Genomic DNA, 14,594 nt, shown 5'->3' with positions numbered 1-14,594 from the left:
ACCGCAACCGCGCCGCACCGCAACCGCCTCATACCGCCCCGCGCGCCGTACCGCTCCCCGCACGCCGGTAACCTGCGGCCATGCGCCGAGCGCGGATCCTGGTCGTCACCGCCGTCACCGCCGAGAGGGACGCGGTGACGTCGCGGCTGGAGCGGGGCGGGACCCCTGGGGACGTCGAGGTGGTCGCCGCCGGCGTCGGCCCCGCCGCCGCGGCCGCCGCCACGGCGAGCGCCCTCACCTCCGCCGCCTCGGCCGGTACTCCCTTCGCGCTGGCCGTCTCGGCGGGCATCGCCGGCGGCTTCGGGCAGCCCCTCGGCGGCGTGGTCGTCGCCTCGTCGATCGTCGCCGCGGACCTCGGCGCCGTCACCCCGGAGGGCTTCGCCTCCGTCGCCGAACTCGGATTCGGCACGGCCGAGCACCGTCCGCCCCCCGCTCTCGTACGGGACGTGGCCGAGGCGGCGGACGCCGCGTCCGGACCGGTGCTCACGGTCTCGACGGTGACCGGAACGGAGGCGCGCGCCCAGGAGTTGGCGGCCCGTCACCCCGGCGTCGTCGCGGAGGCGATGGAGGGCTTCGGCGTCGCGGAGGCGGCTGCGGCGCACGGCGTGCCGGTGCTGGAGCTGCGTACCGTCTCCAACCCCGTCGGCCCGCGCGACCGCGCCGCGTGGCGGATCCCAGGCGCGCTGGCCGCTCTCGGGACCGGCTGCGCGGCGATGCTTCCGGTGCTGCGAGCATGGGAGCCATGAGCACCGACGGCCCGGGCGATGCCGGCAACGCCACCTCTGCGCTGAGCATCGCCTTCTCACCGTGCCCGAACGACACGTTCGTCTTCGACGCCTGGGCTCACGGCCGGGTGCCGGGGGCGCCACCGGTCGACGTCACGTTCGCGGACATCGACGTCACCAACGGCATGGCGGAGCGCGGCGAGGGCGACATCCTGAAGGTCTCGTACGCGATGCTTCCGTGGGTGCTCGACGAGTACGCGCTGCTGCCCTGCGGGGGCGCCCTCGGCCGCGGCTGCGGCCCGCTCGTCCTCACCAGGGAACCGGCGGAGCCGGGCTCGCTGCGGGGCGGGACGGTCGCGGTGCCGAGTGAGCGCTCCACCGCGTATCTGCTCTTCCGGCTCTGGGCGGCCGAGGCGGTGTCTCCCCGGGGGCCGGGCGGCGTCGGCGAGGTGGTCGTGCTGCCGTTCCACGAGATCATGCCGGCCGTACGCGCAGGCGAGGTCGACGCCGGGCTGGTGATCCACGAGGCGCGCTTCACGTATCAGGAGTACGGGCTGCACAAGCTCGCCGACATGGGCGAGCACTGGGAGCACACGACCGGCCTGCCGATCCCGCTCGGCGCCATCATCGCCCGCCGTTCGCTGGGCCTGGAGACGCTGACGGGGCTCGCGGAGGCGGCACGCGAGTCGGTGCGCATGGCGTGGGACGACCCGGAGGCGTCACGCCCGTATGTGCTGGAGCACGCGCAGGAGATGGAACCGGCCGTCGTGGACCAGCACATCGGGCTCTACGTCAACGAGTTCACCGCGGACCTCGGCGAGGACGGCATCGCGGCGGTACGCGGGCTGCTGACCCGTGCCGCCGCGGAAGGCCTGGTGCCCGCCCTGCCCGACGACGCGCTCCTCTTCCCGCCGCCGCCCGGCCGCCCCGGCGGTTAGGTCCTGTCCGGCGGGCCTGCGTCCAACGGGGCTGGAAGCGGGAGACCGCTCAGACGTCGAGCTGGTCGGCGACCGCCCGCAGCATGCCGGCGATCTTGTGGCCGTGCTGCCTGTCCGGGTAACGGCCCCGTTCGAGGCCCTGTGCGACGCCGTCGAGGAGCGTGGTCAGGTCCTGGACGATGGAGGCCAGTTCGTCGGGCTTGCGACGCTGCGCCGCCGCGACCGAGGGAGCCGGGTCCAGCACGCTCACCGAGAGGGCCTGGTCGCCGCGCTGCCCGGCGACGACGCCGAACTCGACCTTCTGGCCGGGCTTCAGGGCGTCCACGCCGCTGGGCAACACGGAGGAATGCACGAAGACATCGCCGCCGTCGTCGCGGGAGAGGAAGCCGAAGCCCTTCTCGCTGTTGAACCACTTGACCTTGCCGGTAGGCACGTCTGTCCTCGTCCTCGTACTGCCGGGCAGCCTCGGCTGCGTCCTGAAAGCTGTGATCTCGTCCTGAACCTGGCTCCGAAGAGCAAGTTGAGCGGGCCGAATGACCCGCTCATCACCAAGGCTAATCCCCCGGTGCCCGGTGGCTGGGTGCACTCCCCCAGCTGACGCCGGGGGTGCCCCCACCGGGCCGCAAGGCCCGGAGGGAGCCGCCGAGCGGTTCCTCCATGCAGTTGCCCACCGATCTACCCTGGGCGTGTGAACACTGAAACGTCCCACCCCGGTGATCTTCTCGTACGATCAGGCGGGGTCGTCTTCCTCATCGGCGGCCTGGCCACTGTGGTCACGGTGGCCCCGCTCTTCCTCGGCACCGAGCCCTTCCCCGCGCCCGCCTACTTCGTGTGCATGCTGATGGGCGTGGGCTTCCTGCTGGCCGCTGCCGGGCTGGTGAGGTCGGCAAGGGTTCACCCGTCGTCGCAAGACCCTTCCCCTGCCCCGCGGGAAGACCCCGGACTTCGAGAGCAGTAGCCGGCGAACCAGCCGGGGAAGTCGGCGAGCCCTCCGGTCAGTACGACATCTGCACCGGCCTCGCGCAATTCCTCCGCACTGCAGGGTCCCGTCGGCACCGCCACGGAGAGCGCGCCGGCGGTGCGGGCTCCGCGCACGTCGCCGGTGTGGTCACCGACGTACACGCTCGCGCCGAACTCGCGCAGCGCCTCCGCCTTGGCCTCCGCCCACAACCAGCCGGCCACCGCGTCGGGTTCGATGCCGAGATGTTCCAGGTGCAGCTTGGCGTTCGGCTCGTGCTTGGCGGTGACGACGACGGCACGGCCGCCCGACTCCCGTACGGCCGCGACGGCTTGGCGGGCGCCCGGCATCGCGGGGGACGGCGCGATCGCGTACCGCGGATACAGCTCGCGGTAGCGCACGGCGGCCTCCTCGACCTGCTCGTCGGTGAACCAGTGCGCCAACTCCTGTTCCAGCGGCGGCCCGAGACGGGTCACGGTCAGGGGCGCGTCGATGTACGTGCCGGTCTCGGCGGACAGCGCCTCGTAGGCCGCTCTGATGCCGGGGCGGGTGTCGACGATCGTCATGTCGAGGTCGAAGCCGACGGTGGGCACGGGAGCGGCCTCACTTGCGGCGCCCGGGACCGGGAGCACATGCGGAAACGGCCGCCCCATGGGGCGCGAGGACGGTGAATGCGGAGCCATTGAGAACATTCTGCCTTGTCGCACGCCGTATGGTTAGGTGTGCCTAACTTGATGTGCCTGACCTGACTTGATCGCCGTCCCGCGAGGAACAGATGCCAGTCGCCGCCCCGATCGCGCACCCGCGCCGCGTGGCGGTCGGCAGGCGCTCGGCGCTCCTGTTCGCCGCGTGCGGGGCGCTGTTCGCCGCGGTTCTGCTGAGTCTCGCGCTCGGCGCCCGGCCGATCGCGGCGTCCGTCGTCGCGGACGTTCTGCTGTACGGCGGCCACAGCGAGGCAGCCGAGGTGATACGGACTCTGCGCGTCCCACGCACCGTCGTCGGTCTGATGGCCGGTGCGGCCCTCGGCCTCGCCGGGGCAGTGATGCAGGGCCTCACGCGCAATCCGATCGCCGAGCCCGGCATCCTCGGCGTCGGCCAGGGCGCCGCGACCGGCGTGGTGTGCGCCATCGCCTTCGCGGGTGTGCATTCGCCCACGGGCTACGTCTGGTTCGCGTTCCTGGGTGCGGGCCTCGCGGGGGTCGCCGTGTACGCGGTCGCCTCGCACGGCCGGGGCGGCGCGAGTCCGGTGAAGCTCGCGCTGGCGGGAGCGGCGGTCAACGCCCTGCTGGTGGCGGTGGTTTCGACCGTACTGACGAGCAGAGCGGCGACGCTGGACGAGTTCCGCTTCTGGCAGGTCGGTTCGCTCGCGGGCCGCGACACCGAACTGGCCGTGCGTATCTGGCCGTTCCTCGTCGTGGGCCTTGTGCTCGTGATGTCGGTCGCCCGGGGCCTGGACGCGCTGGCCCTGGGGGACGACCTGGCGAAGGGCCTCGGCCAGAAGGTGGCGGTCGTACGGATCGTGGGAGGGCTCGGCGCGACCGCGCTGACGGGCGCGGGCGTTGCCGCTGCCGGCCCCGTCGCCTTCGTCGGTCTCGCCGTCCCGCATCTCGCCCGTGCTCTCGTGGGCGCCGGCCACCGGTGGCTGCTGCCGATGTCGGCGCTGCTGGGTCCCGTGATGCTGCTGGTCGCCGACACCGCCGGACGTCTGGTGATGCCACCGGGCGAGGTCCCGGCCGGTGTGATGACGGCGCTGCTCGGCGTTCCGTTTCTGATAGCCCTGCTCCGCACGCGGGCGGTGCCCGCATGACGGCGGCGACGGATCAAGACCGTGCTCTGCCGGGCGCACGCCGGGCAACACCTGCCGGGTACGCGAGCATACGCACGGCACGGCTGTCGTTCCTGGTGCACCGTCGTGCGGCCCTGGTCGCGCTCTCGCTGGCCGTGGTCCTCTTCGCCGCCGTCGTGGGCAACCTGACCCTCGGCGAGACGGCCGTGTCGCCCGTCGAGGTCGTCAAGGTGCTCTTCGGGCAGCCCTCCCCGGACCAACTGGTCGTCGGGACGCTGCGGTTGCCGCGGCTCGTCGTCGGTCTGACGGTGGGGGCCGCGCTGGGAGTGGCCGGGGCGCTGATCCAGACGGTGGCCCGTAATCCGCTGGCCAGCCCCGAGATCATCGGGGTGACGCACGGTGCGTCGGCGCTGACGGTGGCCTCGATGACGTACGGCATCACCTCCTACGCCGTACTGCCGTATCTCTCCGTCGCCGGCGGGCTGCTGGCGGCCTTCCTCGTCTACGTCTTCGCCTGGCGCGGCTCCCTGCACGCCGGCCGCTTCGTGCTGATCGGCATCGGCTTCTCCATCGCGTTGAGTTCGCTCACGCAGCTCTTCCTCACCAAGGGCGACCAACTCGTCGCCCAGCAGGCGAAGGTGTGGATGACCGGTTCGCTCAACGGCCGTGGATGGGAGCAGGCCGCCCCGCTCGGCGTGGCCGTGGCGCTCACGCTCCCCCTCGTCCTGTGGGCCGCCCGCGCGCAGCGCGAGGTCTCCCTCGACGACCACACCGCCACCGCGCTCGGTGTGCGGCTCGGCCGCAACCGTCTCGGGCTGGTGCTGACGGGCGTCGTCCTCGCCTCGGTCGCCACGGGCGCCGCCGGCCCTGTGAGCTTCGTGGCACTGCTGTCCCCGCAGATCGCACGGCGAGCCGCCCGCACGGCTCAACTTCCGCTGCTCTCCTCGGCGTTGCTCGGTGCCCTCATCGTCACGCTCGGGGATCTGCTGGCGCGCAGGCTGTTCGCTCCGGTGGAGCTGCCGGTCGGGGTGCTGACGGCGGCCGTCGGGGCGCCGTATCTGATCTGGCTCATCGCCGGGCCGTCGTCCCCCGGCGTACGTACCGGGAGGAAGTCATGAGCGACGCACCCACGGCCGCTCCGGCCGGCGCGGAGCACCGGCACGGCGCCCGCCCGGCAGGCTCGCGCCTCGCCGCCCGTGGGCTGACCCTCGCGTACGAGGACCGTACGGTCGTCGAAGACTTCGGCCTCGACATCCAGGACGGCGCCGTCACCGTCGTCGTCGGCCCCAACGCCTGCGGCAAGTCGACCGTCCTGCGCGCCCTGGGGCGCCTCCTGCGGCCACGTGCGGGATCGGTCCTGCTGGACGGCGAGCAGCTTGCCCGCATCCCCACCCGGAAGATCGCCCAGGCCGTCGGGCTGCTGCCGCAGTCGCCCCTCGCACCGGAGGCCATCACCGTCGCCGATCTCGTCTCACGCGGCCGTCAGCCCCATCAGCGCTGGTGGCAGCAGTGGTCGGAAGCCGACGAGCGTGCCGTCACGGACGCGATGGAACGTACGGACGTCGCGGCGCTGGCCGAACGAGCAGTCGACGAACTCTCCGGCGGGCAACGTCAGCGCGTATGGATCGCGATGGCGCTCGCCCAGGAGACGGATCTGCTGCTGCTGGACGAGCCCACGACCTACCTCGACATCGCCCACCAGGTCGAAGTGCTCGATCTCGTACGCCAGTTGAACCGCGAGCGCGGCCGAACGGTCGTGATGGTGCTGCACGACCTCAATCAGGCCGCGCGTTACGCGGACCACTTGGTGGCCATGAAAGCGGGCCGGATCACTGTGCAGGGCCCGCCCTCCCGGATCGTCGACGCCGCCATGGTGCGCGACGTCTTCGGCCTGGAGGCCGTGATCGTTCCCGACCCGGTGACAGGTTCGCCCCTGGTCGTCCCGGGCGCCCCCGGTCCCGCCCCCCACTCCACGGACAGCCCCTCCGGCGACTCCGCCGGCTGTCCCGTCCTTCCCGACACGTCACGAAAGGCCGACCGATGAACCTTGGCCGCGTCCTCTCCCCCGCCGTCCTCGCGCTCTCCGGTGCGCTCGTGCTGACCGCCTGCGGCTCGGACTCCTCCGGCAGCACGGGCAGCGCGCAGAAGAACAAGGGCACGCACCCCGTCACCACGCACAAGGGCACCGTGTCCGTGCCCCACGACCCGAAGCGTGTCGTCGTACTGGACACCGCGGAGCTGGACTCCGCACTCACGCTGGGCGTGAAGCCAGTGGGAGCGACCAAGGCGGACGTCGGCAAGTCGTTCCTCAACTACCTGCCGGAGAAGCAGACCCAGGGGATCGAGAACGTCGGCACCATCGGCGATCCCAACCTGGAGAAGGTCGCCGCGCTCAAGCCGGATCTGATCCTCACCAGCGCGGTGCGCGACGCGAAGAACTACGACAAGCTCAAGGCCATCGCCCCCACCGTGATGACCGAAAGCACCGGCTACCCGTGGAAGAAGAACTTCCTGGTGCACGCCGACGCACTCGGCAAGAAGGCCGAGGCGAAGCAGGCCGTCGCCGAGTACGAGGCGCACGCCAGGAAGGTCACGAAGTCCCTCGGCGGCCGGGACGAGGCCGAGTCCCTCAAGACCAACATCGTCCGGTTCGTCGAGGGCGCCGACACCCGCATCTACGGCGAGAAGAGCTACATCGCGACCGTCCTGAAGGACGTCGGCCTGGGCCGTCCTCCCGTGGTGAAGGAGGCCACCGACTACGGCGGTCTCGCTCTCGACGTCAGCCCGGAGAAGCTCGACAAGGCCGACGCCGACGTCGTCTTCCACTCCTCCTACGGCGCCCCCGAGAAGTCGGGCGAGGAGAAGGCGCTCAAGAGCCCGCTGTGGAAGGGCATGAAGGCCGCCGAGGACGACCGGGTCTTCCGCGTCGACGACGAGCTGTGGATCCAGGGCATCGGCTACACCGCCGCGCACGAGATCCTGGACGAGATCCAGCGCAGCCTGGCGAAGTGACGCGCCCGTACGACACCCCCTAGAGCTTCGTACGCTCCGCGGAGCGCGGATCCCGCACCGGCGTACCGCTGTTGAGGACTCCGGCCAGGGCATTGGCGCGCCAGTGCTTGGTGGAGTCGTACAGCGGTGCGCCGGTGTCGACCGTGGAGATCAGCACGCCCGTACGGCCGCGTCGCAGCCGCCCGGTGGTGACGCCGTCGGCGCGGACGAAGAACGAGCCCCAACAGCTCTGCCGGGCCGAGGAGTTGGGACAGCTGATCCAGACGTGATTCGCGGCCGCGGCCGCCGTCATCGACGCGGGCATCGTGATGCCGGGATACGTGTCCGAGGTGTTGAGGTGCAGCACGTCCTCGCCGATCGCGGCCCGGATCGCCCGGACCTTCCCGGGAGTCATGTTCGCCGCGTGGTACGAGTGCAGGACGAGCTGCACGCCCTGGCGCACGTACTCGCGGTACAGCTCGGGAAAGCGGAAGTCGTAGCAGATCAGCGCGCCGCAGCGGACTCCCTTGACGGTGAAGACGGTCGAGTGGTCGCCCGGGGTGTAGTGCGCCAGGTCGCCGGTGGTTCCCTCCGGGTCGCCACCGCAGAAGCGCTTGTCGTAACGGTCGGCGATGGCGCTGGTGTCGTCGATGACGTACAGGCTGTTGTGCGGCTTGTGCCCTCCCCCTCGGCCCTGACGGGCCTGGGGGGACCCCCAGGTCAGCGGGTGCGTCGAGCCGAGCACGGCCCACATCCGCAGCTGCCCCGCGAGTTCCATGACGCGCAGCGTGAGCGCTTCGAGCAGGCCCCAGTCGAATCCCTCGTACGACGGGAAGTCTGTGCCCGCGTAGCCGGACAGGGCTGCCTCGGGGAAGTGCGCGATGTCCGCGCCCCGCTCCTTCGCGGTCCTCATCTGCCGCATGACGTAACGGCAGTTGCGCTCGATGTCGGCATCCACCGGAAACTAGTGCCCCTCCCGGCAAGGTTTGCCCCGTCGCGCCGCCCTGCACGCGCCCTCGCTGCGTTGGCCAAAAGCCCTGGTAGCTCCGCTACAAGGACTTCCGGCCGCCTTGCGATCGCACGCACCGGACGACGCTCCTTGACGGGCAAACATTGCCGGTCACTGCACTAGCACGTCGCCACCGTCAGCCTGGCCATGGCGCCAGCGTGGCACGCGGACCCGGCCCCGGGCACCGGAATTTCCAGGCTCCGGGCGGCCTCAGACCCTGGGCCGCCGGGCGCGCCAGACGAGGAAGAGCGCGCTGGCGACCGCGGCCACGCGCAGCGCCACCGGACCCGCGTCCGTGAGGGCCCGGCCCAGTGCCTCGCCGCCCTCGGCGAGGGGCTCGCCCCACCGCCCGTCGGCGCGTCCCCACAGCCACACCAGCGTGCCGGCCGCGACGAGCCCCGGCATGCCCGCAGCGGCCCACTTGGCCTCCGTACGGCTCAGACGCGGCGACCACCACGCGGCCAGCCAGCCCACGCCGAGCGGGATGAGCGAACCGACGGCGGCGCCCGCCACCAGCAGCACCGCCGCCACCCACTCCACGACGCCGCCGGCACGGGGACCGGCCGCCACCAGGCGCCCGCGCCCCGGCCACAGCCGGCGCCCGCCGCCCGCCACGGGTTCGGCATCGGCGTCCGCATCCGCATCCGCGTCGGCGGCCTCGTCGTCCAGGGCCTTGCGGGCCGCCGGCACGGGGACCTTCGGCCGGCGGGGTCCGCTCTGGGGGGCGTCGCCCTCCTCGCCGCCGCCGGGAGGGGGCTTGAGCAGTTCGGGCAGCTCGATGCCGCCGACGAAGCCGGGCACCGGCTCGCCGAAGGTGCGGCTGCCGCCGCCGTCCCCGTACGGACTGGGGTCGACCCGCCACCAGTCCGGGTCGGACTCCTCGGGGCCCAGCTCGTCCATCCCGGCCAGGTGGGGCGCGGACGCGCCGTACGAGGCCGTGGGCGCCGCGGGTGCCGAGGGCCCCGACGGACCCTTGCGGCCCTTGCCGAGCGACACCTTCGGGCCATCACCGCCGCGGTCCTCGCCGCCGAACGAACCGCCCGGCGAACTCCGCTCCGAGCCGCCGGACGAACCACCCGACGAGCCGCCCGACGAGCCGCGCGCGGCGACGACTTCCTCCGGCCGCCCCAGCCGCGTGAGGATCTTCTTCACGGCGGCCTTGCTCTCGGCGCCGCCCTCCTCGGCCCGCAGCCGGTCGATCTCACCCCGCAGACCGCTCACCAGGCGTGCCCGTTCCGCGGCCGTCATCGGCGTTCTGTGGGCCAGGTCGCCGATCCGGCTCAGATAGTCGAATACGAGCTTGTCGCTCTCGATCCCCACCAATTCCCCAACGACTGCCAGGCCCTGCCCGGGACCTGTCCCTTGGCGCCTGCCCTGCGTCTGCCAGGCTCGCCCACGACGGTACCCTGCGCCGCCCGCGCTAACGTGGGTTGGATGAGCCCCGAGCACAGAGGCGGCAGCACCGCCGCACCCCGCACGCTCGCCGACGATCTGCGCGCCCGTGACGACGCGGCGCTCGCCGAGCTGCTCCGCGCCCGCCCGGACCTGCTCTCGCCCGTACCGAACGACCTCACCCAGCTCGCCACCCGCGCCGGCACCCGGGCTTCCGTCGTACGGGCCGTGGAGCGGCTGGACCGCTTCGCGCTGCAGACCGCGGAGGCCATCGCCGTGGCCCCGGACCCGTGCCCGTACGCCACCCTCGAAACCCTCCTCGCGGGCGAGGACCTGGGCACGGGCGACGACGCATACACGCCAGGCGGTCCGGGCACGGGCGACGATCCGGCCCGGCACGTCGCCGCCGAACTGCCGCGCGCGCTGCGCACCCTGCGCGGCCAGGCCCTGCTGTGGGGCGGCGACGACCGGCTCCATCTCGTCCGCACCGTAAGGGAGTTGCTCAGCCCTTCCCCCTCGGCGCCGTCACCTACCGGCCTCGGCCCGACGCTCGCGGAGGCCACGTCGGGGATGTCGCCGGGCCGGCTGCAGGACATCCTCGCGAACGCCGGACTGCCCGCGACCCACGACCCGGTGAGCGCCCTGGCCTCGCTCACCTCGCTCTTCGCGGACGCCGGCCGCACCGGGGCCCTCCTGGAGAACGCGCCTCCCGAGTCGCTGGCGATGCTGGAGAAGCTGCGCTGGGGCCCGCCGTACGGCTCGGTGCAGACCGACTCGCCCTCGCCGCCGGTGACTTGGCTGCTCGACCGGGGCCTGCTGGTGAGGACCGCGCCCCGCACGGTCGTACTCCCCCGCGAGGTCGCCCTCCGTCTGCGGCAGGGGCGCGCACACCGCGAAGTCGAGCCGCTGCCCCCGGAGCCCGCCGTCCGGCGCGAGTATCCGCAGGAGACCGTGGACGAGACGGCCGCGGGACAGGCCCTCGCCGCCCTCGGCACCCTGGAGGACCTGCTGTCCGACTGGGAGACCGACCCGCCGTCCGTGCTCCGCTCGGGCGGCCTCGGCGTACGGGACCTCAAGCGCACCGCCACCGTGCTCGACCTGCCGGAGCCGACGGCCGCCTTCTGGATCGAACTCGCCTACGCGGCGGGCCTGCTGGCCTCCGACAGCGAACCTGACGAGGCATACGCGCCCACCCCCGCATACGACGAGTGGCTGCGCCGTCCCGCACACGAGCGCTGGGCCCACGTCGTCCTGCGCTGGTACACCGGCACCCGGGTGCCGGGCCTGGTCGGCACGCGCGACGCCAAGGGGCGCGGCCTCACCGCGCTCGGACAGGGCCTGGACCGCGGCCTCACCGCCGACATGCGCCGCCGCACCCTGGAGCTGCTCACGTCCCTCGACGCCGGTTCGGCACCCACGCAGCACTCCGTGCTGGAACGGCTGCGCTGGGAGCGCCCGCTGCGCGGCGCGGGAAACGCCGCCGGCGAGACCCCCGGCGACCTGCGGACACAGCTTGCCGAAGTGGCCCTGCACGAGGCCGAGTTGCTCGGACTGACCGGGCGCGGCGCGCTCGCCTCGTACGCACGTGAACTGCTGGGGCCCGGGCCGGGGGCACCCCCAGCGGTCGCTGGGGGTGCCCCCAGCACCGCGGGCGAGTTGGAGACCGCCGCGGCGCGGGCGGGCGACAGGCTCGCGCCGCTCCTCCCCGAGCCGCTCGACCACATCCTGCTCCAGGCCGATCTGACGGCGGTGGCGCCCGGCCCGCTGGAGCGGCCGCTCGCCGCCATGCTGGGCGTGCTCGCCGACGTCGAGTCCAAGGGCGGAGCCACCGTCTACCGCTTCACGCCCGCCTCCGTACGGCGGGCCCTGGACGCCGGACGGACCGCGAGCGACATCCACGCCTTCCTCGCCGCACACTCGCGAACTCCCGTGCCGCAGCCGCTGAGTTACCTCGTCGACGACGTCGCCCGCAGACACGGCAGGCTGCGCGTCGGTGCCGCCTCCTCGTACGTACGCTGCGACGACGACGCGCTTCTGACCGAGATCACGGCGGACAAGCGCTCCGCACCGATGCGGCTGCGGCTGCTCGCGCCCACGGTGCTCGCCTCGCCGCTGCCGCCGGACCAACTGCTCGCGAAACTGCGGGAGATGGGATACGCACCGGCTGCCGAATCCGCCGAGGGCGACGTGCTGATCGCCCGCGCGGACGCCCACCGCTCACCGCCGCGCACGGCGCCGGAGCCGGTGCCCGACGGCCCTCCGGTGCCGGACACGGCGCTGCTCACCGCCGCCGTACGGGCGATCAGGGCCGGCGACCACGCGGCGACGGCGGAGCACAAGGCGTCCAGGGCGTCCGGGCGGGTGCCGAAGCCGCCGGCCGCTGCGGGCGGCGGCCCGCCCCGTACGACCTCGGCGGACACGATCGCCACGATGCGGTCGGCGGTCGCGTCGGGTGACGCGCTGTGGATCGGCTACGTCAACGCGGACGGTGCCGCCAGCCAGCGTGTGATCGCCCCGGTGCGGGTGGAGGGCGGATTCGTGACGGCGTACGACCACACAGCGGACGAGATCCGCACGTACCCGCTGCACCGCATCACTGGCGTCGCCGAACTCGCCGAGTCCTGACTCGGCCCGCGCACATGGAGGGCTAGCGCCGCTGCTGCCTGCGCAGCGCTCCCGCCGTGGCCCCGGTGCGCTCCCGCAGCAGGACGCGCAGCGTGCTCGCGTGCTCATAGCCCACCCTGCGCGCGACCGCCTCCAGCGAGAGGCCCGTGGTCCGCAGCAGATGGGTGGCCTGTTCGATCCGCAGGTCCTGGACGAAGCGCACCGGCGAGGTGCCGAGCGTCCGGCGCACGGCCCGCTGAAGGGTGCGTTCACTGACGCCCAGCCCGTGCGCGGCCTGTTTGATGCCGACCGGCTCCGCCAGGTGCTGCCGCGCCCACCGTTCGAACGCCGCCACGGTCGGATCGCTCTGAGCGAGGGCGCTGGGAATCGTGTACGCGGACTGCGAGGGCCGCTCGTCCACGACCAGATAGCGGGCCACGAGGTCGGCCAGCACCGGGCTGGTCATACGGACGACCGCCAGCGCGAGGTCGACGTGGCCGAAGGCGGCGCCCGCCGTCGTCACCCCCCGGGAGGTCGTCACCATGCTCGTCTCCTCCAGCCCGACCGCCGGATAGCGCTCCCGGAAGACCGGCGCGAGCCACCAACTCGTCGTCGCCCGGCGCCCGTCGAGCACCCCGGACTCGGCCAGCAGGAAGGTCCCGGTGCAGGCCGACGCGACGGGGACGTCCCTCTCGCGCGTCTCGCGGACCAGCCGGCGCGCGGCGGCCGACTCCGGCCCCGAGACATGGGCGAGCAGCGCCCCGGGCCGTCGTTCGGCGAGCGCGGGCACGAGCAGCAGGCCCGCACCTTCGAGGGCGGGACGTCCTGCCCCCGCGACCGGAGTGGTCGTCACCGTGTGCCCGGCCGCGGTACGGACCCGGCGGCGGAAGCCGACCGTGGTCACCTTCCGGACGGGCGGCGGCTGGGGCAGCTCGCCGCGCATGGCTTCGGCCGCGGCCAGCACATCCAGGATCGAGGCCAGCCCGGAGTCGAAGACCCCGTCGTAGGCGAGTACGGCGATGTCCATGTCGGAAACGGTATCGGAAGCGTCGTAAGCGACACTACGCAAGACCGTCCCACGGCCGTAGGTTCGCTGTGTACGACAGCCACTGACCGGGAGCACACACCATGGCGCAGTCCACCGCCCGGCCGCCCGCCGGCCACAGCACCACGCGCTCGCGCACCCACACCTGGGAGGCCCCGACCACCTACCTGGACGCGGGCGACCGCTCCGGCATCGAACTGGTCCGCCTCGGCCTGGACGGGCAGCTGCCCGCGGCGCCGATCTGCGGCACCCTCGGCTTCAGGCTGGTCGAGGCCGACGAGGGCCGCGCGGTCTTCGAGGGCGAGCCCGGGGAGCATCTGTTCAACCCGATGGGGACCGTGCACGGCGGATTCCTGGCCACCCTCCTGGACTCCGCTCTCGGTACGGCGGTCATGACCACCCTGCCGGCGGGACGCGCCTACACCACGGTCCAGCTCGCGGTGAACATGGTGCGCCCGGTCTTCGGTGACACACCGGCGCTGCGCTGCGAGGGCACCGTCCTCCACTCGGGCCGTACGACGGCGACGGCCGAGGCCCGGGTGACCGGCACCGCGGACGGCAGGCTGTACGCACACGGCACCACCACCTGCCTGGTCTTCGAACCGCCCCGGGCGGGCTGACGCACAGGAGACCGGCACAGGGGAGACGCAGCACGGGCGGAGAGGGAGCAGATGAGCAGCGGCACGGCAGCGACGACAGTGGTCAATCTCAAGGGGCACCGCGACGACCCCGCCTATGCCGACGTGGTCTACGTCGGCCGTCCAATGCACCGCGGCGGATGGCATCTTGAGGGCTCGCCGCTGGCGAGCCCCTTCCGCCCGGGCCGCGACGGCTCCCGCGAGGAGGTCCTGGAGCAGTACCGCGAACACCTTCTTGGCCGCCCGGACCTCCTCGCACTCCTGCCCGAGCTGCGCGGCCGCCGGCTGGGGTGCTGGTGCGTTCCGGAGCCCTGCCACGCGCAGGTGATCGCGGAACTCGCGGACGCGGAATGAGCGGGGAGCGGGGAGGGGGCTCCGGGCAGGCCCTCCGTCGGGCGGGGCCTGCCGGCGGCGCCAGGGCGCGGACCGCCGGGCCGCGCGGCCGGCCGGCGGACGTGCCGGAGGCCCCGGTCCGGGGTTCCGGACCGGGGCCTCCGGTTCAGCCTCG

15 protein-coding genes are annotated in these 14,594 nt (G+C 73.1%); 10 read left to right on the top strand and 5 right to left on the bottom strand.

The window, feature by feature from the left end; all coding sequences use genetic code 11:
- The first annotated feature begins 80 nt into the window (after window positions 1-80).
- Together ACSMXX_RS18340 and ACSMXX_RS18335 are read left to right on the top strand one after the other, a co-directional pair.
- On the top strand, window positions 81-746 hold the full coding sequence (locus ACSMXX_RS18340; RefSeq protein ID WP_473179778.1) for a futalosine hydrolase: 666 nt from the start codon (window positions 81-83) through the stop codon (window positions 744-746).
- Window positions 743-1,663: a 1,4-dihydroxy-6-naphthoate synthase gene (locus ACSMXX_RS18335; RefSeq protein WP_473179777.1), complete on the top strand. Its 921-nt coding sequence runs from the start codon at window positions 743-745 to the stop codon at window positions 1,661-1,663. The genes ACSMXX_RS18340 and ACSMXX_RS18335 overlap by 4 nt, the downstream gene beginning before the upstream one ends.
- 49 nt (window positions 1,664-1,712) lie before the next feature.
- Here the strand turns inward: ACSMXX_RS18335 and ACSMXX_RS18330 are convergent, their stop codons facing one another.
- The gene (locus ACSMXX_RS18330; RefSeq protein ID WP_028436716.1) at window positions 1,713-2,096 is read right to left on the bottom strand and encodes a cold-shock protein; all 384 of its coding nucleotides are present in this window, start codon (window positions 2,094-2,096) and stop codon (window positions 1,713-1,715) included.
- 255 nt (window positions 2,097-2,351) lie between these two features.
- Here ACSMXX_RS18330 and ACSMXX_RS18325 point away from each other — a divergent pair, with 255 nt between their 5' ends.
- The gene (locus tag ACSMXX_RS18325) at window positions 2,352-2,621 is read left to right on the top strand and encodes a hypothetical protein (RefSeq protein WP_473179776.1); all 270 of its coding nucleotides are present in this window, start codon (window positions 2,352-2,354) and stop codon (window positions 2,619-2,621) included.
- On the opposite strand, the gene ACSMXX_RS18320 is transcribed toward ACSMXX_RS18325, so the two are convergent.
- Window positions 2,558-3,274, bottom strand: a complete 717-nt coding sequence (locus ACSMXX_RS18320; protein ID WP_473184841.1) for an HAD family hydrolase — start codon at window positions 3,272-3,274, stop codon at window positions 2,558-2,560. The two genes, ACSMXX_RS18325 and ACSMXX_RS18320, sit on opposite strands and share 64 nt — an antisense overlap.
- Before the next feature lie 122 nt (window positions 3,275-3,396).
- On the opposite strand from ACSMXX_RS18320, the gene ACSMXX_RS18315 reads away from it, so the two are divergent.
- Genes ACSMXX_RS18315 through ACSMXX_RS18300 form a run of 4 tightly spaced genes read left to right on the top strand, consistent with a single transcriptional unit; the run spans window position 3,397 to window position 7,419 of the window.
- Complete coding sequence (locus ACSMXX_RS18315) at window positions 3,397-4,428, top strand: FecCD family ABC transporter permease (protein WP_473179775.1); 1,032 nt, start codon at window positions 3,397-3,399, stop codon at window positions 4,426-4,428.
- Complete coding sequence (locus tag ACSMXX_RS18310; protein WP_473179774.1) at window positions 4,425-5,525, top strand: FecCD family ABC transporter permease; 1,101 nt, start codon at window positions 4,425-4,427, stop codon at window positions 5,523-5,525. Before ACSMXX_RS18315 ends, ACSMXX_RS18310 begins: the two co-directional genes overlap by 4 nt.
- Entirely contained in the window at window positions 5,522-6,451 is a 930-nt protein-coding gene (locus tag ACSMXX_RS18305; RefSeq protein ID WP_473179773.1) for an ABC transporter ATP-binding protein, read from the top strand. The genes ACSMXX_RS18310 and ACSMXX_RS18305 overlap by 4 nt, the downstream gene beginning before the upstream one ends.
- Window positions 6,448-7,419: an ABC transporter substrate-binding protein gene (locus ACSMXX_RS18300; protein WP_473179772.1), complete on the top strand. Its 972-nt coding sequence runs from the start codon at window positions 6,448-6,450 to the stop codon at window positions 7,417-7,419. The genes ACSMXX_RS18305 and ACSMXX_RS18300 overlap by 4 nt, the downstream gene beginning before the upstream one ends.
- Before the next feature lie 19 nt (window positions 7,420-7,438).
- Here ACSMXX_RS18300 and ACSMXX_RS18295 read toward each other — a convergent pair whose 3' ends face one another.
- Window positions 7,439-8,356: a carbon-nitrogen hydrolase family protein gene (locus ACSMXX_RS18295; RefSeq protein ID WP_473179771.1), complete on the bottom strand. Its 918-nt coding sequence runs from the start codon at window positions 8,354-8,356 to the stop codon at window positions 7,439-7,441.
- 261 nt (window positions 8,357-8,617) lie between these two features.
- On the bottom strand, window positions 8,618-9,727 hold the full coding sequence (locus ACSMXX_RS18290; RefSeq protein ID WP_473179770.1) for a hypothetical protein: 1,110 nt from the start codon (window positions 9,725-9,727) through the stop codon (window positions 8,618-8,620).
- Between the two features lie 114 nt (window positions 9,728-9,841).
- On the opposite strand from ACSMXX_RS18290, the gene ACSMXX_RS18285 reads away from it, so the two are divergent.
- Window positions 9,842-12,424: a helicase-associated domain-containing protein gene (locus tag ACSMXX_RS18285; protein WP_473179769.1), complete on the top strand. Its 2,583-nt coding sequence runs from the start codon at window positions 9,842-9,844 to the stop codon at window positions 12,422-12,424.
- A gap of 22 nt (window positions 12,425-12,446) precedes the next feature.
- Here ACSMXX_RS18285 and ACSMXX_RS18280 read toward each other — a convergent pair whose 3' ends face one another.
- Entirely contained in the window at window positions 12,447-13,430 is a 984-nt protein-coding gene (locus ACSMXX_RS18280; protein ID WP_473179768.1) for a GlxA family transcriptional regulator, read from the bottom strand.
- 101 nt (window positions 13,431-13,531) lie between these two features.
- On the opposite strand from ACSMXX_RS18280, the gene ACSMXX_RS18275 reads away from it, so the two are divergent.
- Window positions 13,532-14,068 (top strand): PaaI family thioesterase, encoded by a 537-nt coding sequence (locus ACSMXX_RS18275; protein ID WP_473179767.1) that lies wholly within the window; start codon window positions 13,532-13,534, stop codon window positions 14,066-14,068.
- Window positions 14,069-14,119: 51 nt separating this feature from the next.
- Window positions 14,120-14,440, top strand: coding sequence for a DUF4326 domain-containing protein (locus ACSMXX_RS18270; RefSeq protein WP_473179766.1), 321 nt, complete (start codon window positions 14,120-14,122; stop codon window positions 14,438-14,440).
- Window positions 14,441-14,594: the final 154 nt, after the last annotated feature.

The organism is Streptomyces sp. DSM 116795, from assembly GCF_055792905.1.
Note: the sequence above shows the minus strand (reverse complement) of the source record. Positions and strands in the feature narration are given on the sequence as shown.

Coding starts and splice junctions, on each gene's coding strand:
- ACSMXX_RS18300 (WP_473179772.1), top strand. CDS start 6,448: ATGAACCTTGGCCGCGTCCTCTCCCCCGCCGTCCTCGCGCTCTCCGGT.
- ACSMXX_RS18275 (WP_473179767.1), top strand. CDS start 13,532: ATGGCGCAGTCCACCGCCCGGCCGCCCGCCGGCCACAGCACCACGCGC.
- ACSMXX_RS18340 (WP_473179778.1), top strand. CDS start 81: ATGCGCCGAGCGCGGATCCTGGTCGTCACCGCCGTCACCGCCGAGAGG.
- ACSMXX_RS18305 (WP_473179773.1), top strand. CDS start 5,522: ATGAGCGACGCACCCACGGCCGCTCCGGCCGGCGCGGAGCACCGGCAC.
- ACSMXX_RS18280 (WP_473179768.1), bottom strand. CDS start 13,430: ATGGACATCGCCGTACTCGCCTACGACGGGGTCTTCGACTCCGGGCTG.
- ACSMXX_RS18335 (WP_473179777.1), top strand. CDS start 743: ATGAGCACCGACGGCCCGGGCGATGCCGGCAACGCCACCTCTGCGCTG.
- ACSMXX_RS18320 (WP_473184841.1), bottom strand. CDS start 3,274: ATGGGGCGGCCGTTTCCGCATGTGCTCCCGGTCCCGGGCGCCGCAAGT.
- ACSMXX_RS18315 (WP_473179775.1), top strand. CDS start 3,397: ATGCCAGTCGCCGCCCCGATCGCGCACCCGCGCCGCGTGGCGGTCGGC.
- ACSMXX_RS18310 (WP_473179774.1), top strand. CDS start 4,425: ATGACGGCGGCGACGGATCAAGACCGTGCTCTGCCGGGCGCACGCCGG.
- ACSMXX_RS18285 (WP_473179769.1), top strand. CDS start 9,842: ATGAGCCCCGAGCACAGAGGCGGCAGCACCGCCGCACCCCGCACGCTC.
- ACSMXX_RS18270 (WP_473179766.1), top strand. CDS start 14,120: ATGAGCAGCGGCACGGCAGCGACGACAGTGGTCAATCTCAAGGGGCAC.